The 20,832-nt window shown below is 45.6% G+C and carries 15 protein-coding genes; 5 read left to right on the top strand and 10 right to left on the bottom strand.

All coding sequences use genetic code 11. The annotated features are described in order from the left end of the window. The first annotated feature begins 60 nt into the window (after nt 1-60). The 4 genes from GK047_RS19950 to GK047_RS19935 are packed head-to-tail and all read left to right on the top strand — an operon-like array spanning nt 61 to nt 5,000. Nucleotides 61-1,824 carry a cache domain-containing sensor histidine kinase gene (locus GK047_RS19950; protein WP_163950757.1) on the top strand — a complete coding sequence of 588 codons (1,764 nt, stop codon included), beginning with the start codon at nt 61-63 and terminating at the stop codon, nt 1,822-1,824. Continuing rightward, nucleotides 1,821-3,452 (top strand): response regulator, encoded by a 1,632-nt coding sequence (locus GK047_RS19945; protein ID WP_163950753.1) that lies wholly within the window; start codon nt 1,821-1,823, stop codon nt 3,450-3,452. The genes GK047_RS19950 and GK047_RS19945 overlap by 4 nt, the downstream gene beginning before the upstream one ends. 52 nt (nt 3,453-3,504) lie before the next feature. Next, nucleotides 3,505-3,933, top strand: a complete 429-nt coding sequence (locus GK047_RS19940; protein WP_163950750.1) for a hypothetical protein — start codon at nt 3,505-3,507, stop codon at nt 3,931-3,933. After that, nucleotides 3,933-5,000, top strand: a complete 1,068-nt coding sequence (locus GK047_RS19935; protein WP_163950747.1) for a phosphodiester glycosidase family protein — start codon at nt 3,933-3,935, stop codon at nt 4,998-5,000. The genes GK047_RS19940 and GK047_RS19935 overlap by 1 nt, the downstream gene beginning before the upstream one ends. Before the next feature lie 290 nt (nt 5,001-5,290). Here the strand turns inward: GK047_RS19935 and GK047_RS19930 are convergent, their stop codons facing one another. Then, on the bottom strand, nt 5,291-5,545 hold the full coding sequence (locus tag GK047_RS19930) for an AbrB/MazE/SpoVT family DNA-binding domain-containing protein (protein WP_163950744.1): 255 nt from the start codon (nt 5,543-5,545) through the stop codon (nt 5,291-5,293). Nucleotides 5,546-5,727: 182 nt separating this feature from the next. Next, the gene (gene trmL / locus GK047_RS19925; protein ID WP_163950741.1) at nt 5,728-6,192 is read right to left on the bottom strand and encodes a tRNA (uridine(34)/cytosine(34)/5-carboxymethylaminomethyluridine(34)-2'-O)-methyltransferase TrmL; all 465 of its coding nucleotides are present in this window, start codon (nt 6,190-6,192) and stop codon (nt 5,728-5,730) included. Nucleotides 6,193-6,336: 144 nt separating this feature from the next. On the opposite strand from trmL, the gene GK047_RS19920 reads away from it, so the two are divergent. After that, nucleotides 6,337-7,050, top strand: a complete 714-nt coding sequence (locus tag GK047_RS19920) for a response regulator transcription factor (protein WP_163950737.1) — start codon at nt 6,337-6,339, stop codon at nt 7,048-7,050. Nucleotides 7,051-7,281: 231 nt separating this feature from the next. Here the strand turns inward: GK047_RS19920 and GK047_RS19915 are convergent, their stop codons facing one another. The 8 genes from GK047_RS19915 to GK047_RS19880 all read right to left on the bottom strand — a co-directional run bounded on the left by GK047_RS19915 (nt 7,282) and on the right by GK047_RS19880 (nt 20,799). Next, nucleotides 7,282-9,150, bottom strand: coding sequence for a chondroitinase-B domain-containing protein (locus GK047_RS19915; protein WP_163950734.1), 1,869 nt, complete (start codon nt 9,148-9,150; stop codon nt 7,282-7,284). 205 nt (nt 9,151-9,355) lie between these two features. Continuing rightward, a complete protein-coding gene (locus GK047_RS19910; protein WP_163950730.1) occupies nt 9,356-11,581 on the bottom strand; it encodes a glycosyl hydrolase family 95 catalytic domain-containing protein in 2,226 nt (741 codons plus the stop codon). A 36-nt stretch (nt 11,582-11,617) separates the two neighbouring features. Next, nucleotides 11,618-12,496 (bottom strand): carbohydrate ABC transporter permease, encoded by an 879-nt coding sequence (locus tag GK047_RS19905; protein ID WP_205516887.1) that lies wholly within the window; start codon nt 12,494-12,496, stop codon nt 11,618-11,620. 14 nt (nt 12,497-12,510) lie between these two features. After that, a complete protein-coding gene (locus tag GK047_RS19900; protein ID WP_163950727.1) occupies nt 12,511-13,467 on the bottom strand; it encodes an ABC transporter permease in 957 nt (318 codons plus the stop codon). 97 nt (nt 13,468-13,564) lie between these two features. Then, entirely contained in the window at nt 13,565-15,211 is a 1,647-nt protein-coding gene (locus tag GK047_RS19895; protein WP_163950724.1) for an extracellular solute-binding protein, read from the bottom strand. 206 nt (nt 15,212-15,417) lie between these two features. Then, nucleotides 15,418-17,736 (bottom strand): helix-turn-helix domain-containing protein, encoded by a 2,319-nt coding sequence (locus tag GK047_RS19890; RefSeq protein ID WP_163950721.1) that lies wholly within the window; start codon nt 17,734-17,736, stop codon nt 15,418-15,420. 219 nt (nt 17,737-17,955) lie between these two features. After that, nucleotides 17,956-19,593: an SGNH/GDSL hydrolase family protein gene (locus tag GK047_RS19885; RefSeq protein ID WP_163950718.1), complete on the bottom strand. Its 1,638-nt coding sequence runs from the start codon at nt 19,591-19,593 to the stop codon at nt 17,956-17,958. Nucleotides 19,594-19,689: 96 nt separating this feature from the next. After that, nucleotides 19,690-20,799 (bottom strand): glycoside hydrolase family 88 protein, encoded by a 1,110-nt coding sequence (locus tag GK047_RS19880; protein WP_163950928.1) that lies wholly within the window; start codon nt 20,797-20,799, stop codon nt 19,690-19,692. Nucleotides 20,800-20,832: the final 33 nt, after the last annotated feature.

Here is a 20,832-nt window from a genome sequence, read left to right as displayed (position 1 = left end):
AAAACAACCCATAAGAAACCGAGTTGATGTTCCCTGATCCGCAACAGCATTCGAAATAAATTGATTCTTTTTTTACTGTTTGCCACTTTGATTCCGTTCCTGACATCCATTGTCGTTTCCTATTTTTTCACGAAACAGAGAGTAACAGAGGATACAATCACGAACAACGCCGTATTGATTTCACAAGGCAAAACCAATCTCATTAACTACTTGAATAGCGTTACCCAGGCATCCCTTACCCTCTATACAAATGAAAAGCTATACAACTACTTAGAGAGACAACGGGAATTCGATATTTCGGATGAAAAGGACATCAAGGTTGGGCTACAAGTAATGGCCCATTCGATTAAAGAATTCAAACAGGTTTATCTTTATGCAGGTGTGAGTGACCGTTCCTATCTTGTCGTTAATGAAATAACTAAAAGTTCAAGCGGTAAATACGAAAATTTACGTCCTTTTCCCGAAAATAAGGTCGTTTATTTCGAAACTACCCATGAAAGCAATAACTATGGCATTCCACTTACTGTCTATTTTGCTCCTTCACCTGTTCTATCTATGCATCGGAAAATCATGTATTCACCGAACAATAGCTCAATCGGCGAGCTTGTTATCGATCTCGATCTCGATTTGATTTCTGAAATATGCAAAAATCTGTACACCCATGACCAAGAAGAACTGTATATTCTTGATGATTCCGGCCTCGTCGTATTCGGTCCTGATCCCTCTCAATGGGGCCATCCTTTAGAGGGCAACTGGGGAAATGAGGCCATCCATAGCCAGACTGAAAATGGCAGCTACGAATGGACCAAAGGCATCTATGCTGGCGTAAATGTTTACGAGAAGATGAAAACCGATTCTGTGGATTGGATCATCGTAAAAAGGCTTCCTTATGAGCAATTAACGAAGAACGCAAGACAGTTGACTTTGATCAATTCCTTTGTTTTGACCCTGTTTCTCGTGATTGTGATTGCAGGAACCATTTATATTAGCATTCGTTTCACAGCACCCATTAAGAAGCTTATTCGTTACATTACACGTATCCAAGCCGGACAGATGAACGCGGATATCGAGCTTGCCCGTACGGATGAGCTAGGTATTCTGGCCAACCGATTCCATGGCCTTATGCAGGATTTGAATCAAATGGTCATGCGCGAATACCGGCTAGAGCTCGCCAATAAGTCGAATCAACTTATGGCCTTGCAAGCGCAAATCAATCCGCATTTTCTGAATAATGCCCTTCAGTCCATTGGAACACTAGCTTTACAGCATGATGCGCCAAAAGTATATGGATTAATCTCATCCCTAGCGAAAATGATGCATTATAGCATGAACACAAGTGATTCTGTCGTTCCATTACGCAAAGAGATCGATCATGTTAATTCTTATTTGGAGTTGCAAAAGCAACGTTTTGATCACCAGTTTGAAATCGTCTTTGAGATTGAAGAAAGCACCAAGTCAATTTCCGTACCCAAAATGATCCTGCAGCCCCTTGTTGAAAATTATTTCAAGCATGGGTTTAAACCTAGCCAAAATACGGGCTTATTATGTATACGTTCGGCGAACATTTTAGAGGAAACTGGAAATATTCTGATGATCGTTGTTGAAGATAACGGAATTGGCATGACAGAAGAACGAATGCGTGAGGTGAGAAGCCGACTTCATGCGCCTTCCATCACGGATGAAGCCTGCATCGGCCTCAGCAATGTGCTAACGAGGATACAATTGTATTTTACCGATGATGCCAAGCTAGAGATCAGTCCAACCAACCCACATGGCTTGAAAATCACCATCAAGATTCCCATGCAGAAGGAAGTAAACGAATGAAAGTATTAATTGTGGACGATGAAAGACACGTACGCGATGCAATCCGCCTGCTCGTCAATTGGAAGCATCACGGGATAGTGACAATCTTAGAAGCCTCTGATGGCGAAGCAGCTATGGAACAGATCGTACGTGATAAACCCGAAATCATTATGACTGATATGATGATGCCCGTTATGAATGGGGTTCAGCTTCTCGAGTGGCTGCATGTCAATGCCCCTAACAGCAAAACAATCGTAATTAGCGGTCACGACGACTTCTCCCTGTTGCGTCACACGGTCAAATATGGCGGCACCGATTATATCCTCAAGCCTATCGATGCCGATCAATTGAATGAAGCCTTGGCTAAAGCTATACTCGCCTGGACCAAAGAGGAGGAACATCGACATGTAAATCGTGAGCGCAATATTGAAATGAACCAAATTAAACCTGTCTATTGGGACAAATTGCTCTCGAATTTGATTGCGGAGCCCTCCACCTATGACGGTTCTGCTGATCAACTAGACAAGGAGCTTGGCCTGTCACGCAACATCACGCAATGCCGTGTAGCGATCCTTTCACTGGATACGATGGAACGCAGCTTGAAGAACAAGTTCAGCCATAACCTGGACCTCCTTCTCTTCTCGCTGGTCAATATCTGTAACGAGTTTCTGAGCAGCAAGCAGCGAGGCTTCGCCTTCCGTTACTGGAACAGTGATAACGAGATCGTATTGTTTCTATGGAAGGATCAGCAAGAGGCTGAAGCGATCCTTACGAAGATTAATGAAGGTATGCGCGTAACGCTACGAAGTCGCGTAGATTTCGGCATTGGTCGCTCGCACCCTTTTCCATCTGACTTGTTGCTATCCTATCAAGAGGCGAGGGAAGCTTTACGCCAGCGAAATCTCATGAGTAAGGACACTTGGATTCACAGTACACTTACACCAAGCGCTAAGTCCGTGCATCGCGCTCTCGCCTTCAGCCATTATGAAGAGCGAATCCATCTGGCTATTCGCAGCGGCAGCATGGAGAAGATCCAAGAATCTGTTCAACAGTGGATCGACGCCGTCAAACAGAGCGATACCATTACGTTTGAGCAGTTGGATCATTGGTGGCGTGAATATACTGTAATGAAGCGTCGTTGGGTGCAGGAATTTTTCCCGCGCAAAAATGAGGACGAGGTTAAAATGATGCTCGCAGATGAGCCGTCCAGCATGATCGTTCCACTCGATGAGCATGGGATATTGTCGCTGACGCTTTGGCAACAGGAGCTCACACGCAGCATGCTGCAGCTGTCCAAATTACTGCTTCAGCATCAACAGAAGGATAAAAATATCATTTTCGAAATCGCTGCTTTTCTTGATCAGCATTACCACGAGGATATTACGCTTCAAGATATCTCCAGCCGCTTCTTCCTCAGCCGCGAGTATATCTCAAGAAAGTTCAAGCAGGAGTTTGAAGTCAATTTATCCGATTACTTAGGTCAAATACGTATGGATAAAGCGAAGACACTGCTGCGCAATCCTCATCTTCGGATCTCACAAGTCGCCGAAATGGTGGGCTACCAGGATGAAAAGTACTTTAGTAAAGTATTCAAGAAACAAGAAGGACTCTCTCCTAACGAATACCGAAAAAGCTCGAAATCCATCTAAAATTCTGTAAAAAAATTGGAATATGGTATACTAGCAAATAGAGGTGATTTACATGAATATGCCCATCGAAACGAATACAGCAACGTTTCCGCGCACGACGAAAACCACAAAAGTAAAAAGGAAAACGTACTTGTATTTATTCATGGGCTGGGCCCTGCTAATCGCAATCGGAGTGGCAGCAGCTATGCTATACACTGAGCATTTGAGACAGAAAATCGCAGCCGATATCGCACAGCAAACCCAGCAGCAATTAACCGTTATTCAAGAAGACTATCAAAAGCAAGTCTCGCAATTGAAAGAAAGCGTTACGACTGACATGAAAGCCCTGCAAACCAAAGTGGACTCACTCAACGAACTGCTCGCTTTCACCAAGGATAGCGCCAACAGTAAGACCGATAACAGCAACCAGCTTTATACTCAGCTTGCTGATGTGAAAAAGAAACTCGAAGAACTGCAAAAAAATCTGGATGTGTTGAAATAATGACTTCCATCCAGCAAATAAATCGTGTCTTCTTACTAGCTTGTGCCCCTTTTCTCGGCATGCTCATTTGGTTGCTCTTCGCTAGTGCGAGCGTACCTATTACTACCTTCAAATTGGGGGGCTCCGCTACATTCTCGTTTCACCAAGAGGCGTCTACCTTAGACAATAAGCTGGTTAAAGCAAATGTCGAAGCTGTTCAGACCAAGACGATTATTCAGCAATATTTTGAATTATATGAGAAAAGTACCGCAGAAGTTTCGGGTATGCTTCAAAACGCTGCCGCACAAGCAGCCAGACCTGGTCTTATCTATGATTCTCGTATTACAGCGAAGCTAGGCAGCCCAATGAAGCAAGCTGCCTCTGGGAACATCGACCTTAAATTGTTTACACTGAGCGAAAGCAACTACAAAGGCTATGCGCTTAAAGTAAACCTCAAGAGCGATAAAGGGATTAAGCTTGTTCTTGGTAAGGACAAAATGGGATCGAGCGAAACAACCTTGGATGCTGTTCAACGATACGGCGCCGTCGCTGGGGTGAATGCTGGCGGCTTCGCGGATGACAGCAGGGGTAGACGCTTTCCCCTTGACACAACAGTCATTAACGGTAAATATTTGAATGGCTTTTTTCCAAGCAATAACGATACAATCTTTATTGGTTTAAATAAAGATCGTAAGCTGATCGGCGGTAAGTTCGCAAGCCAAGCCGATTTGGACAAACTAGACCCGTTGATGGGTTCGACCTTCGTTCCTACCCTGCTCAAAAATGGCAGCAAGACGTCGATTCCTTATCAGTGGCAAAGCTCGCCAGCCCGCGCTGCCCGAACCATTATGGCTAATTATAAGAACGACCAACTGCTATTCATCGTCACAGATGGATATGACGAGAGCGGAAATTCCGGCGCCACCCTAGCAGAGCTGCAGGACAAGCTGCAGCAGTTAGGGATAACCGACGCTTATAATCTCGATGGAGGCGGCTCCTCTACCTTGATTTTCAATGGAAGCGTCATTAACCGTCCATCTGATGGAAAGCTGCGGCCCTTAGCGACACACTTCCTTTTCTTCAAATAACGAAAATTCACATTTTATTTGTTTCTTTTTATTCGAGCATTGGGGTATAATAAATTCTAACTATATGAATTTTCGTTCTTCAAACCCTGTAGGAGGTGCAGCACATGTTTGGATTATCAACAACATTTTGGCTCGTTAATACCGTTTTCTTGTTATTTATCGTCGCTATGATGACGGCTTCCTATAACGAAGATAAGACAAAAGGGCTGTAAGTCAAAACAACATGCTATACACCAAAAAAAAAAAGCATCGCCTCTCCCTAGGGAAAAGCGATGCTTTTTGCTTGTTGCTTATACTCTGGCTTTCAGCATATTCATTTCAGCACTACACATACTACAAATATGGCGCTCTTTGAAATCGCTGACCCCATCCATGTTCCCGCAGAACACGCACTTAGGACGATATCTTTCTAGAATAATATGGTCGCCTTGCACGAGAATTTCTACTGGATCACCTTCGTTCATTTGGTATCGCTTTCTTAGCGATTTAGGCAACACAATACGTCCTAATTGATCTACTTTACGAACAACACCGGCTGGTTTCATCACAGGACTTCACCTCTCTTCCGCTCACGTTTTCCATGCTTCTAGAACTATAATAGCATATCTATACGCATTATACCGTACCTATTCGCCGTTTTGAAAGAAAATCCTTCTATTTTCAAAATGAAACTTTCTCTTTTTAAAGCGTTACCTCGATTTAAACACTTTTTTTATCCGATAATCACTCATGTAAGTCCAATAAAGCCTGTTTGACGCAGCCCTTCGTACAACATAATGGCTGCGGAGTTGGATAAATTTAACGATCTTACCGCATCGGACATCGGCAATCGCAGCAGGGTATCAGGGTTGGCGCGGAGCAACTGTTCTGGGAGTCCTTTGGTTTCTTTACCGAACACGAAGAAATCACCATCTTGAAATGTAAAATCAGTGTAACACTTCTCCGCTTTCGTAGTGGCAAAGAAAAATCGATTCTCAGGATAAGCCTGCCTCACTTCCTCAAACGAATCATGATACTCAAGCTTAACGGAATGCCAGTAATCCAGTCCAGCCCGTTTCAACGTCTTATCGTCCGTTAAGAAGCCCAAAGGTCTAACTAGATGCAAATGGGTTCCCGTAGCCGCGCAGGTACGCGAAATGTTGCCTGTATTGGCTGGAATTTCAGGTTCTACTAATACAATATGAAAAGCCATAGCTGTGAATTTCACCTCACACTCTATCCTATTATAAGACAACTTGGAAATCAATTTTACACTGCGTTAACTTTATCTTAATATGTCGATGATAGAGTCCTGCGATAATAGAGTTATCATTCGATAAAAGGAGCTAACCAATCGATGAAAAAGAAAATATTAGTCGTGGATGACGAGCCTTCAATCTCCATGCTCATAGAATTTAACCTAAAGCTTGTGGGCTTTGAGGTGCATTGTGTATTTGATGGAGAGGCCGTATTTGAAGCTATTCAAACGTTCCGTCCCGATTTAATCGTTCTCGATTTAATGCTGCCTAAGATGGACGGCTTCCAAGTATGCCGTAAACTTAGAAATCAGAATAACCTCGTACCGATTATTATGTTGACGGCCATGCAAGACCTTACGGATAAAATCGCTGGACTCGATAACGGAGCCGACGATTATATGACGAAGCCTTTCAGTCCTCAAGAATTAATTTCACGCATCCAGGCGATTATGCGTCGTATTCAAACACTGCCTTCTACAACAGAGAACGCCCCTATCACGATTGGTCAAATCGCAATTAAGGCGGATCAACGGGAAGTTACCGTCAATGGCGCTCCTATTGAGCTAACACCAAAAGAATTCGAGCTTCTGTTATTCCTATGCAAGCATCGCGGGAAAGTACTAAGCCGACAGCAATTGCTTCACGGTGTGTGGGATTACCATTTCTTAGGTGATACGCGTATCGTCGATGTGCACATTTCTCATTTACGCGATAAAATTGAGAACAATGCGCGAAATCCGGAATATATTATGACGATCAGGAACGTTGGCTACAAGCTAACCGAACCTGCGGTCAAAGAGTCCCTTGCTTGATTTGTCGCTCCTCTCCGCATCCGGCGGAAATCATGATAAAGCCCCTACGTAGGGGCTTTTAGTGTTGTTTTCACAAAAAAGCAGGCCATTTTCATGCAAATGCCCGACATAAGAAAAAGGACTATCCCTTTGACCGTTTCAGGTCCTTTTGGGATAGCCCTTAAACACAGGATTCTTTCGGGACAACTCTTCCAAGTTGAACACCTTTTCATTCTTGCGAGCATTGGTTACTTAAGGTGCGTTTGGTCCAACCTCTGTGCTCACCAGAGGATGATTCGCGAAAACTGTGCTTGATGAGCGCTCGTCCGCTCCAATATCATTGGTAGAGCGAGCTTCTCCATCCATATCCCCCGTAACATACGTGTAGGTTCCTTTGGCAGCGTTGATCGCTGGGCTCGTAGAGGATAATTTTTGCAAACCGTTTACGGTTGTAAATAACGGATTTATCCCCCAAATCTCGGAAGCAGCTCGGGATTTATTACTCACTGTACTGCCGAACCCGATGTTTCCTTCGAAAATGGTGTTGGTGGTTACAACTTCGTTATAAAGGGTACCTGCCGAATTTCGCACGATATTATTAGCCACTCTGCTATCCTGCGGAGCATAGGCTTTACCGGAACCAACAATAATACCCGTCGAGCTGTTAACAATCGTATTGTTGACGACCTGTGCGCGGTAAATTTTCCACTGCGCTCTCAAATCATCGGGTGTTGGATTTGGAGGATACCCGCCCGAACCGCCGTCAAAATTACCATTATCAAGAATGATAGCGCTAGCAGTCAGATTTTCCATGTAATTGTTGTAAATCTTATGGTCGTTTCCGTAAATCCGAATACCTGCCTGTTCCGTTTCTACGCCATCACCAAGGAAGAAGTTCCCGTAAAATGCGTTGTTATGACCGTGTCTTGAGGTAAGCCCTCCTTTCGAGGTTTTGAACGTATTATAACGTACCGTGTTGTTGCTGCTTTTCACAGAAACGATTTCAGGCTCGCCATCGCAGTTCTCAAACAGATTGTACTGGATGGTATTGTCCCCGTTAGATAATGAGATTCCCGATAAACCAAGGCGTATCGTTTCTTTACCGTTAGCAACCCACGGACCGACATCATGAAAATAGTTGTATTCGATCACGTCATGCTGCGAAATGTTCCCATCTCCATCACCTTGATAAGCAATGAGCGGGTCCGTGTCGCTCTTTGGACCGAAGTCATTGTGGTCGATTTGATTATGGTGGCTATTGACCCCGCTAACCTGAAGCCAGATTAAGGCTCCTCCAGATGCCTGTAGGGCAAATAAATTACGGGTAACCCGAATGTTGTTGGATCCATCTAAGAGGAGGCCCGTATGACCTGAATTCGTAAACTTCAAACCCTCGACATGCACGTAGGACGAGTTCTGAACTTGCAGAGATGCCCCGCCTGAAATAATTGCCATTCCCCGATTAGCTGCTTTAATTGTAATGGGGCTATTTGCTGTGCCGTTTTTTCCGCTCACAATAAAGGGGCCGTTTTGTGTGTAGGTTCCGTTAGCAAGCACAATCGTTGTTCCAGCACTCGCTTTGCTAAGAGCAGAAACTAATTCTTGGGAGTTGGAAACTGGAACTACACCCGTGTCGACGCCAACACCGTAAATTTCTACCTCGTTATAACTGTTCCATGTGTTGACAGAGTTCCCATGTCCAACAACGCGCACATAACGGACTTGGTCGACATCAGGAAAGTCAAAGGTCTGTAAATCTGCCTTTAAGCTACTAGTCACGTTGGCTTTAACTGTCGTAAAATTCACGTTGTCAACGGACGTTTGAATATCGAAGCTGGATGTTCTCGTATCCCCGGATAAAAAAGCTATTTTAATAAAAGCAGCCTTCTTATTCGAACCTAAATCGAACTTGATCCATTGTCCATTACCGTTAGCAGACCAACGTGTGGTTAAGCTTCCATCTACCGTATTGGCCGGCACGTTCCCATCATCCGCGCTAGCAGTAACGCCAGACGGTGCGACCAACAATTTGGTGTCTGCCGCATAGCCAGAAACAGGGATCATACTAAACAATAAACAAATGAACAAAATGACAGCGCCTGCCTGTTTACCTTTTCTCATTGTTACACGCCCTCTCTTTACATGAATTCATAAGTCCTTTAACCAATACTCTCATATTTAAAACGTTTCAACTCGTAGAGTGCGCACTCTACGTCCAATTGTATATGAACCACTGTGATTGTAAATCTTCATTAATGTTAATTATTCATTAAAATCGAAACAGCACCCCCTCATAACCCAAAATAGCCCTGCATTTTCATTTCCTCTACAATTCATAAAGACGCCAAGGCTTATGTCCTCCGAAATAACGAACCACCTTTCGTTCGGATTCTACGGGGCGAATTCGCAGATCGGGTGCCACGTTGCCCTGGTACATGATGACTTCTTCTCCTTTTCTCAAATCCAATACAATTTCGTCTATGCTTGCATTTAAATAGGTAGTTTGCTCCACTGCGTTGGCCCCCGTTTTCTTCCAGCGGACAACACCCTTCCAGCCCGTCCTCATTACGCATGGCTCTCCGGCCAAGCTCTTCACTCGGATAAACTGGGTTTCACCATCAAAGCGCATCGCGCTGACCAAGAAAGCCCCCTCCGTTCGCAGGTTATCAAAAGCTGCCTCACGCCACTCGTGTGGCATTGCCGGAAATACCCGTATCTTTCCGCCCCAGCTCTGAAGCAGCATGTCGTGGATCGCTTCTGCGCCAGCAAGCGGCGTTTCGATAACCGGACCTGCTTCCTTGTACATCGTGTTCGGCTTAATGATCAACATCAGGGCTTGCAAATACCGTAACGCCTCATTGCCCCGACCGAGTGTGGCTGCGATGGAAGCAGCACCTGTAAGACTGAAGCCCCGCAAGTCGCCTTCCTTCCCGATCCAATGACGAAGTGAGGTTGCGATCAGATCTCGGTCCTCCTCACGGTCACAAGCGATCAAATGCAGCGGAAAAATGGCTAGAAGATGGCTAAAATGCCGGTGTCCGTATGCGAGCGGTGTGTCTTTGCCGATCATATAGCCAGATTCATCAACAGGTAACGGAGTCAGTCTTTCCAGAACTTCCTTCCACTTGCCGATAAGTGGATCGTTTTCCCCTAGCCGATCACAGATTTCCAGAAGCGTTGCGCAGCCCCAGCGCAGCAAAGCGAGATCGTAGTGGCAGTCGCTTACTCTCGTCTGCATAAATGAGCCGTATTCAGGTGATATGGTCGGCGGCAAATGCAGACAACCGTCGTCTCCTTCTTCTAGGATGTGAAGATAATAATTCACGCTTCTGCGCAATAGGGGGAATAAGACGTTATTCAGCATCACATCGTCCATGGAGTACCGATACTGCCTCCATACATTATGACAAATCCAGATCAAATTTCCAACTTCATCATCCACCTCGGCCCGCAAATCATAGCTGCAGCTGCGGCCGAGTCCTGCGGAGTCGTACCGGCAGGACTCCGGCACATTGTTGATTAGATTCTCCTGGTTCTCATCTAATGTACGAACAAGCGATGTCCCTATATCCAGTCGATTGGCCGTATAGACTGGCGAATAACTCATTTGTGCATTCATATTGAACCATACCCCCGGCCAAGGAGTTGAAGTAAGCCATGGTCCTTGATTATCGATCATTGGCTTATCCGCTCTCGTAGCTGAAGCCAATTTATACATTTGAATCCAGTAAAAGCTTTGGAGACGTTCGTCTGGTATCGAGACGAAGCTTTGCTGGTAATATTCTTGCCACCACTGACGATGAGCTTGTACCCATTGGTCGAAATCTGCGTCGGAAGCCTGAATAACCGTTTCCACAGCCTCTATAATCGTGGCTTCATCATGGCCTTTGGAGATCGTCATAAAGCAGACCTTACGATTCGAAGACGTTTGAATTTCCTTCCACGCGCTCACACATCCTTCCTCTGGCGAATATCGCTGAATGCATACGTTCACTCCGTGCACATCCAACTTTTCCACTTCTACAGGAGGCATATATTGATTTAAATTAAAACCGTCTGCATTTTTCAGCACATGATCCACTTCTGAATAGGCGTACCATGCATACTGGGTACCGAGCTCTCCTTCCGATGTCTCGATCTCGACGGCCATAATCGGTTTCATGCTATGGACAATAGAACGGAGCCTTACCTCCCCCCGTGTCGTCGTCAAAGTCGCGCGCAGCTCCGCGTTCCATAAGTCCACCCGGAGGCTCGTTGGGTGATAGATCATGCCTTCCATCTCGAGGTTAAGCTCACCGATCGGTACGCGCGGTGGGAATCCCGGTCTGTCCGTTCGGCTTGCCGTCACATCTGTGCGACCCGTAACAAAGCGGAGCACATGACGTTTTTTCGCATTTTCCTCCCCATAAACCATCGCGCCGATCGAACCATTGCCAATAAAGGCGCCTTCATCCCAGCTGACTGGCTTAACGACCCACTCCATGTCATTGTTGTCCATAAAATGCTCCCATGGTACATCCAACGCCATTTTTGCTGTCTCCACGTCGTTCATTGCATGCTCCTTCCTTTATCCGTTATCCGTTATCCGTTATCCTTTAATCGCTCCGATAAGCGCGCCTTTAACGAAATATTTTTGAAGGAACGGATACACGAGCAGAATCGGCACCGTCGCTACAATGATGGTTGCGTACTTCAGTGTAACCGACAGCATCGCGGAAGCTCCGTCGGAGGCCCCTAAGTTCGAACTCGCTTCCCCTTGAAGCAAAATTTCGCGCAGCACCAGCTGAAGTGGATACAGCGATCGATCCTGTATGAAAATCATCGCGTTGAACCAAGAGTTCCAATGGCTGACGCCGTAATACAGCAGCATAACAGCAATAACGGGCATAGAAAGCGGTAAAATAATCCGGAACAGAATAACAAAATCGTTCGCCCCATCTATCTTGGCCGATTCTTCCAAAGCATCAGGAATCGCTTCGAACGCCGTTTTCATGAGAATGAGATTAAACGTGTTGATCGCTTGAGGGATAATGAGCGCCCATAGCGAATTTACCAGTCCTACCCCTTTGATCGTCAAATATAAAGGAATCAACCCTCCGCTGAAAAACATTGTAAACACGATAAACAGCATAAGCGGCCGGCGGTATGCCAAGCTTTTGCGCGATAACGCATACGCCCCAAAAGCAGTAAGTACAATATTGAGCGCAAGACCGATCAGTACGACAAAAAACGTGTTCCCGTATCCTCTCAGGATCATGGCGTTCCGAAACACATTTGTATAGGCATCGAGTGAAAATCCGAGTGGTCGCCATAATATACCTTTATGACCCATCAGAGCTCCAGCGTCGCTAACCGAAGCCAGCGCAACATATACAAGCGGATATATGGTTATGACCATAAGAAAGGTCAAAAAAATCATATTCATATAATCGAAGCTTTTCTCCGAAGCAGTCACCCGATTCAGCATGTAGACCCTCCTCCCTACCATAAGCTCGTATTGTTGAATTTACGGCTTAACCAGTTAGAACAAATTAGCAGAACGAAATTGATCATAGAGTTAAACAAACCGACCGCCGAACTAAAGCTGTAATTGAAATCCTGCAAGCCAACCCGGTACACATAAGATGAGATCACATCTGCTGTTTCATACGTGCCTGGATTATAAAGCAAAATGATTTTTTCGAATCCGACATTCATCATCCGTCCGATCTCCAAAATGAGCAGAATAATGATTGTCGGCATCAAACTAGGAAGCGTCACATTCGTCATTTGCTTCCATCTGCCGGCACCGTCTATTTTCGCCGCTTCATACTGCTCCTGATCAATTCCGGTCAAAGCAGCCAAAAAGATAATCGTTCCCCAGCCAATATGCTGCCAAACACCCGAGGATATGTACACAGAACGAAAAAAGCTCGGTTCAAGTAGAAAGGTGGTTCGTTCCCCACCGAAAAAAACAACCAGGTCGTTAATTACGCCATCGCTAGTGGTGAAATCTTTAATGATGCCACAAATGACAACAAGTGAAATGAAATGCGGCATATAGGTAACAGTCTGCACCGTACGTTTAAATAAGGCATGTCTCACCTCATTAAGAAGAAGGGCCAATACGATGGGCGCCGGGAATCCGAACACTAGCTGGTAGACGCTGATCAGAACCGTATTTTTTATCGTCCTCCAAAAATAGGGGCCAGTAAAGAACGTTTGAAAATGCTCAAATCCCACCCACTCGCTCCCCCATATACCTAGTCGCGGAGAAAAATCCTTAAAGGCAATAATGGCTCCATACATCGGTGCATAATGGAATATCACATAATAGAGCAGCACGGGTAGCAGCATGACATAGAGCAGTTTATTTTTTCGAATATCCGTCCATATCCCAAGTTGGGATCTCTTTTTAGGTATGAAAGAGATGACAGCTTCATGGTTGATTGCTTTCATTGGATCTCTCCCTCTCTATCCATCGGCTAGCTCCTTGCAGGCAATTATGGCTGCCAACCAAGCGTTCTTATTGACCTGCAAGACGCCATGATGATTTTTAGCGCTTATTATAGCGATCGAATGCCTCTTGATTAATTTTCGTTACTTTGTCGATACCCATTTCTTTAATCCGATTTACATACTCATCGAATTTCTCGATGGGCTCTTTACCCATTACGAACTTCACGAACATTTCTTCTTTATAACTGGTAATCGCCGTGTTCAATTTGGCCATTTCCTTGCTCTCTTCTACAGTTGGTGTGATGAATAGGGGCATTACATGTTTAACAGCGTCAGTTGCACCCCAAATTTGGATAGCTTCATCCTGCTCCTTGAACGTGTTGAAGTTCTTTCTATTATCTCCGAGAAATGGACCGTTCGGCTTCGTATACTGGGATACCATTTGTTGAAGATTAAACTTCTCATTTTTGGTAATTTTCTCGCTAAATTTAGGCACGCCGTTGTCCATCTTGTAGCTTTCACCTTCAATGCCGAAGTTGAACAGCAGGCTGCCTTTTTCACCGTAAGCATAATCCAACCATTTAACCGCGAGCTCGGCGTTCTTCGTATCACCCGAAACCGCTTTACTAGCGAGCGGATTGTACTTGAAATCACGTTGTCCAATGAAGGCGCGTTCTCCTTGTTTCAAGGTCGGATACGGGGCAGCAACCAGTTGGAATTTCGGATTTTTCTTCTTCCCGGTATCCATCCATCTCCCCATACCTCCACTTAATAGACCTACGGTTGCTCCCGCACTGTCACTCATTAACTTGTTATCTAATGATTTGGAATCCGTGTTGAGTGCAAAGTCTTTATCGAGCAGCCCTTCCGCATACCATTTACGCAGCAAGATCAAAGCCTCCTTGAACTGCGGATCGATGGGGCCGTATTTTACTTTCCCTTGATCATCGATATAGAACCTGTTGGCCGTTTTGTAGGCGCCGATGAATGCATCCTGTATATTCAGCTCGTTCGTATACTGGGCGGTAAATGGTGCGGGCGCACCTTTTTTTTCTTTGAACGTTTTTAATACCGTATACCATTCGTCTATCGTCGTCGGAACCTGAAGATTCAATTCATCAAGCCAATCCTTGCGGATCATTGGACCCCTGAATACTAATCCATTGTCAGGACGGATCATCGGAAATGTGTAATATTTCCCACTGTCCGTTTTGATCATCTTGTCTAATTCCTTGTCTTGTTGGAGCAATTTCTTCAAATTGGGCGCATGCTTGTCAATCAAATCATTGAGCGGAAGAATAACCTTGTCTGTGATCGCTTTCTCCGGCCCCCCCGGATAAACAGAGCTCCCGCTCCCTCCACCGCCGCCGCCCCAGTTGTATTCGATGACATCAGGCAATTTATTGGATGCGATCAACAGATTGAATTGCTCCTTCGACTGTCCGTCAGCCGGATGTGTATATTTCACTTTAACGCCCGTTTCTTTTTCCAACTGTAGACCGAAAGGCGATTCAGCTAAATTAGGAAAGAACGAAGACAAGTTCGTGTCCATCGGCTCCCAAGATGTTAACGTTTCTTGCGTGCTGATCGGGTACTTGCCTGCTGTCGTTGGCTTCGACGAGGTCGATGCAGATGTGATCGCGCTTTCATTTGTAGGTTGATTGGAACACGCGCCGAACAAACTGGATGCTACTACCACGCTTAATACAAAACTTATCGATTTCTTTTTAGCATATTTCTCCATGTGAATCCCCCTCTTGTAAATGGGTCCAACGCACTTCGGTGAACCGTGGTTTTATTATCGATTGAAAACGGTTGAATCCGATAGCGTTAAAACCTAAACTGCATCATTAAAATCGATAATGCCCACCATTCATTCATGAAATCGCTATCTAAAAACGAAAAAGTCGCGCAAGCATGCTTGTACGACTTTTCCGTTTGGGATTAACATCATTGAATATCCTTATACTTGCCCGGCGTTATCCCTTCAAACTTCTTAAAGATTCGATTGAACGTATTGATATCGGTATATCCGACCTTTTTTGCAATTTCCGCCACCGTCATTTTTTGCAGCGAGAGCAGCCTCTTCGCTTCCGCCAAACGCGTTCTGCTGATAACATCTAAAAGCGCTTCACCTGTCTGTGCTTTAAACTGCTTGGATAAATAAGAGGGTGTCAGCCCGAACTTTTCTCCCACCAGCGAGATGTTAAGATTTTCGTCACTGTAATTGTTCATTACGTACTCGATCACATGCTGACTAAGCTGATTATGCTCCTGTTGTCGGTCTTCTTGGATGGATCGGCACACCTGATTCAGCACCTCTCGGATTTGCAACTTCATTTCCTTGATCGTTTGGCAGCCTATCAACCGATCAACCTGATTCCCACGCTCTATAAATTCTCGTTTGTTGCTGCTCGCCCCGATTTCATCCATCGTTTTCAGCAGCGTACTGATCAAGTCGAACATGAGGCACTTAGCGAGCGATACGGACAAGGAAGCATCCGACACATTTATTTCGATAATTTCATTGATAAGCGCATTCGATTTTTCATAATCGCCACTCTTAACGAAATTAATCAACTGATGCTCCACATGCAGCGGATAGTAATAGCTCCTGGATTGCCGTACTGTTTCAGAGCTCGGTAAATCATCGTACCCGATAATTTCCCCGCTTCCCATAACAAGTCGGTACTCCAATGCAGCCAGCGTCTCCTGATAGGCTGTCGGAATCCCATAGATCTCTTGGTGAATGCCGCTAATCGCCACCGTCAAGTGAACATGGAAGTGATCGAGCAAATACGATTTCACCTGCATGGCCACTCGTTTCAGCTCTTCCTTATCCGGCTCTGACCCGAAATTAACGATGCATGCTTGCAGATCGTCCATCTCTGTAGTGAAGGCGCGATTGTGATTACCGATGACTTCCTCAGCCACGTTCATAATAATGAAATGAAGCATCCTTACCTTCTGGGGAGCGGCATAATCACTGATTTCAAGCTTACCGAAATGTTCGATTTGGAACAGCAGCACAGCGAAATGCGGCGAAGCCAAGCGAATATCATGGGCAACCAGCGATTCGTGCACAGGAACATTTTGTTCCAAACGGCCTTTCAGCAGTCCCTGAAGAAAATGTGAACGGATGGCATCCCGATGCTGATGCAGCCGTCTATCAATTTGTTCTTTCTCTGCGAATGTATGATTCAATGTATCTTGTAAAAATCCGTATTCGTTGGAGCCTTCATGAAAGGAAATACCTGATTTTACGGAAAAACTCCGAATGAGGAGATGAATTGGCATATAATTTTTTCTCAAAAACAAGTAAGTAACCACTCCGCCCATGAAAAGACTTAATAAAATACTGGCGTAGATTAGCTTCTTCATGTATTTCATTTTGTCGTCAAACAGCTCAGCAGGAATCATCGCTATGTATTTCCACCCCGTACTGCCCGAGGTTATGTAGGAAACGGCCGCCCGTTTGCCAGAATCGGTGCCGATAAACAAACCGTTTTTCCCAGAGAACTTATCGTAATCCAGAAAGTCCGGTCTATGTTTGAAGCCAGTCGAAGCAACCAGACGGTTTTCCTTATCTAGAACCGCTATCGAGGTCTTATTAGAGGCAGATGGAATATTCTCGAGCAGTTTCGAATCTTTCATCACAAATAAAATGACCGCACCTGGATGATCTGGATTAGCGAGAATGACCGATTTGGCATACATCACAGCTTTAACTGAATTGCCATCCTCTCTTAACGTGATGGGCGCATATTCTTGAATGTATGGCTTTTCAAAAAATTGCGCCCATTCCTCGTAGCTAAGCTCATCCTTCATACGTATCGCTTCGAACAACTTGCGGCTGTCCGTATGATCGCGAGTGGATATAACCGTGTCGCTGTTCCGGTAGAAGATGTAAATTTGCTCGATAAAATCATTCGCTGTTTGGTATACCCGCAGATCGTTAGCGATGCTGACCAAGTCGTAGTAGTCGCTATCCGTCAGCGGCTTCACCGTATTCATGAATCCTGTCACTTGTTTGCTGAGAGCGATTTCTACACTTAACCGCTCGATCCCTTTAAGGCTGTTGTCAATCGCCTGCTCCATCTGCTCTAAAACTGAATTGTTCGCACGATTGACTTCCGATTCCACGACATGCCAGGCAGCAGCGTATAAAACACCACTAATAATAATCGGAACAAACAGCACTGAAATATAAGATATAAGCCAAGTAACCATGACACTTCGTTTGTTAAAACGAATTCGAGCAAGACGCATCTGAATGACCCCTCATCACCATGTTGTAACTGCTTTCATCACCATTATACCTAAATTGTTACAGTAAGAGGTACATTTCTGTTTTAGCGCCTCAACGAATCGGGAAATACGCGACTTCCCGTAAGTATAGCTAACGTTTAGCGCGTCTATGGTAATTCGTGCGGAAGAGGGTGCAATGGGTTGATCAGATGCATGGAATCCCTTCATATTTTGGGGTTTTTAATGCTTTTTAATAAATTCAATAATCGGTTCAGGATCTTCTAAACTATGCGGATGGTGGTCGATACCCGGTTTAACAAGTACTTGAATGTTGCCCTTTAAGCTTCGAATACGCGCTTCCAATATAGCTGTATTCTCCTCAAAGGGAACCACTCGGTCCCGATCTCCAACTACCACCATAATCGGGAGAAGCGCACTCGCAATTTTATCTATATGATCAAGCGGATTACCATAAAAACCTTTAGCCGTCTCATCGTTAATTCCATAAATAGCAAGGCATTTTTCCCAATCCTTCGGTGAGCCTTGACCCTGCCCCTTGCCGCCAGGCCAGCTTCGAATATCCAGAACCGGCGCATCCAGATATAAGAGCCGCACGTTGTTCGGATAGGCTGCCGCGTAATTCATCGCATACAGGCCCCCTCTGCTGAACCCGAACATAACTGCTCGAGGAGACAGGTTGTAGCTAATCTCCAAATGCTGCTGAAAGTGATGCATGAGGCTAATTGCATAGGGACAGCCAAACATATGGCTAAGCCGATAATACGCGAGGTGCCAACCTTCCTCAAGCAGCGCCCTGTCAGCATAGTCGAAAGCACCTAGAAATTCAGCCCGCCATACCCAGGGCCTGCCTGGGGCTGGCGTTTGGGGGCAAATCAGCACGGCTTCGCGACCGTTCAAATAAAAATCTTTACGGACTGCCCCGTTCTCAAAGGGCTGCTCCATAATAGCGTCACTTTGTTCTTTCAGCAAGTGACCTATTTGCTCATCCATCTCCGCGCTGCGAAGGATCGCTTCATGAAGCGGCAGAGCCTCGTCTTTGTTCGGATTCGTATGCCCAACGTGTTCTTTCCAAGCAGCGCTTAAGATCGAATGCCGATTTTGTACAATCGTGAAAAAAGCGTCTTCCTCCGGCTTCTCCACATAGGCGGGTTCCCGTGCGAGTGTAATATTAAACAGCTCGCCCAGCAATATTTTGGCCATAACCCAATGCCCCTTGGCGTTAGGATGTATCCCATCTCCAGACAGATAAGAGGGATCTTTCCTTCTTTCAGCTTCTACGCTTTGCAAGAGCGGTTGATAGATATCAACGATTCCATCCACCTCGTTTCCAAGAGACAGCAGCCAATCTGCGTATCGTTTCAATACCTCGTTATAGCTCCGATAAGGCGTCTTCCAGCTATAGCTGCCGGACAAAATCAATTCACCCTCAAAGGAAGCCGCATCAAACGGAGGCGGTGTCATCACTATCGCTTTAACACCCCTGCGTTTGACCTCGTAGACAACCTTCCTTATCCCTTCCTGGTAAGCCTTGAAGTGATCTTCCGAATATGGAGAATAAATCCCATCATTCATGCCATACCCAATAACAACCCAGTCCGGCTTACTTTGCTCCAAAGCCGTGGATAATCGGTCCTGTAGACAGGGCCGTGGGAACGGATGGTCGGGTTCGCTTAGCCCTGAAACGGTTTCGCTGTTTACCCCCAGGTTAATAAGCGTGATGTTTCTCTCAGGCATATGCTGACGAAAATAGGCGTCCATATAAGCAATAAACAAGCCGGAATTCGTTATGCTATCTCCCAAAAAAGTAAGACGTTGTTTCTCAGGTACAAGTGAGTTGAAGTTAATCAACGTAGGCATGAATATATCCTCTCCCTTCATACAACGACGATTGAACATACAATGGGCCTGCGATCTGCTAATTCATAATGAATTTAGCTTTTCACAGGCCTTTTTCTAGAAAATACGATTTTTCCAACCAAGCAGCTTCGCAATGGCTTCCACGTAATAATAATCCCCGTAGATCAATGAAACATCAATGTTCTGACTGGCTGGGAAATTACCCGTACCCTCAATGAGAATCGCCTCGTGCTCGGGTTGATCCCATGTTGCATAGCTCTGGGTTAAGGAAAACAGAATACGTTCGGCTGCCCGTCGATAAAGTGCGCCCTCCGCAGATGGAACCGCATCAGCCAACTCAAGAAGACCGGATGCGGCGCAGGCTGCAGCCGATGTGTCCCGCGGGATGCCCACAGGCGATTCGTCTGCGCGGAAGTCCCAGTGAGCCACCTGATCATCGGGCAGGCAGGCTAGAAAATAATGCGCTACTCGCTGAGACGCTCTTAAATAGTTCACATCCCCCGTGAAGCGGTACGTGTTAGCCATACCATGCAGCGCCCATGCCTGCCCGCGACTCCAGGAAGATTGGGGTCCTGCCCCCTGCCCTCCAAGCGATTCAATGAACTCGCCCGATCCAGGATCGAAGCTAAGAATGTGATTCACGGAACCGTCCTCACGGATAAAACGGTCCACTACCGTATTGGCATGCGCCCTGCCTATCTGTGCAAAGCGCGGGTCAGCAGTCTCCTCCGCAGCCCAAAATAACAGCGATAGATTCATCGATGAATCTACAATTGACCAACCTATCTTATCCTGATTCCAGGCCCGGAGAAATCGCCCTGCCAAATTAAAACGCCCTGCCAAGAAGTTTGCCGCGAAGAGCCCTCGGCGCATTGCGTCCTGATCACCAGTCAGCTTATACTTGATAACCGCCGTCGGCAGAAATTGAAATCCTACATCGTGATGATAATTGTTTGCTTCAATCATCTTTTTTTCAAATTGCTCATCCCAACTCCAAGCCGCATCTTTGTAATGTTCTTTGCCAGTCATATCGTACATAATCCACAGGATTCCCGGCCAAAAACCAGACGTCCACCAATCGATCCGCATATCATCATAGATGCCATCTGCCTTAGCCACATGCGGTGATTTGGCGCCAATTTGCCTGATCATCCTATCCACTTTAACCTGCAGCGCTTCCCATACTGAGGGCAGTGCTTCCTTCATACTTGCCGCATTCTTCCACTTCTCAGAGTGAAT

This window comes from Paenibacillus sp. SYP-B3998 (genome assembly GCF_010820665.1).
In the GTDB taxonomy this organism is placed as follows: Bacteria; Bacillota; Bacilli; order Paenibacillales; family NBRC-103111; genus Paenibacillus_E.
Note: the sequence above shows the minus strand (reverse complement) of the source record. Positions and strands in the feature narration are given on the sequence as shown.

Excerpts from the sequence above, each read along its gene's own strand:
- GK047_RS19945 (WP_163950753.1), top strand. The coding sequence starts at position 1,821 with ATGAAAGTATTAATTGTGGACGATGAAAGACACGTACGCGATGCAATC.
- GK047_RS19940 (WP_163950750.1), top strand. The coding sequence starts at position 3,505 with ATGAATATGCCCATCGAAACGAATACAGCAACGTTTCCGCGCACGACG.
- GK047_RS19935 (WP_163950747.1), top strand. The coding sequence starts at position 3,933 with ATGACTTCCATCCAGCAAATAAATCGTGTCTTCTTACTAGCTTGTGCC.
- GK047_RS19930 (WP_163950744.1), bottom strand. The coding sequence starts at position 5,545 with ATGAAACCAGCCGGTGTTGTTCGTAAAGTAGATCAATTAGGACGTATT.
- trmL (WP_163950741.1), bottom strand. The coding sequence starts at position 6,192 with ATGGCTTTTCATATTGTATTAGTAGAACCTGAAATTCCAGCCAATACA.
- GK047_RS19920 (WP_163950737.1), top strand. The coding sequence starts at position 6,337 with ATGAAAAAGAAAATATTAGTCGTGGATGACGAGCCTTCAATCTCCATG.
- GK047_RS19915 (WP_163950734.1), bottom strand. The coding sequence starts at position 9,150 with ATGAGAAAAGGTAAACAGGCAGGCGCTGTCATTTTGTTCATTTGTTTA.
- GK047_RS19910 (WP_163950730.1), bottom strand. The coding sequence starts at position 11,581 with ATGAACGACGTGGAGACAGCAAAAATGGCGTTGGATGTACCATGGGAG.
- GK047_RS19905 (WP_205516887.1), bottom strand. The coding sequence starts at position 12,496 with ATGCTGAATCGGGTGACTGCTTCGGAGAAAAGCTTCGATTATATGAAT.
- GK047_RS19900 (WP_163950727.1), bottom strand. The coding sequence starts at position 13,467 with ATGAAAGCAATCAACCATGAAGCTGTCATCTCTTTCATACCTAAAAAG.
- GK047_RS19895 (WP_163950724.1), bottom strand. The coding sequence starts at position 15,211 with ATGGAGAAATATGCTAAAAAGAAATCGATAAGTTTTGTATTAAGCGTG.
- GK047_RS19890 (WP_163950721.1), bottom strand. The coding sequence starts at position 17,736 with ATGCGTCTTGCTCGAATTCGTTTTAACAAACGAAGTGTCATGGTTACT.
- GK047_RS19885 (WP_163950718.1), bottom strand. The coding sequence starts at position 19,593 with ATGCCTACGTTGATTAACTTCAACTCACTTGTACCTGAGAAACAACGT.
- GK047_RS19880 (WP_163950928.1), bottom strand. The coding sequence starts at position 20,799 with ATGAAGGAAGCACTGCCCTCAGTATGGGAAGCGCTGCAGGTTAAAGTG.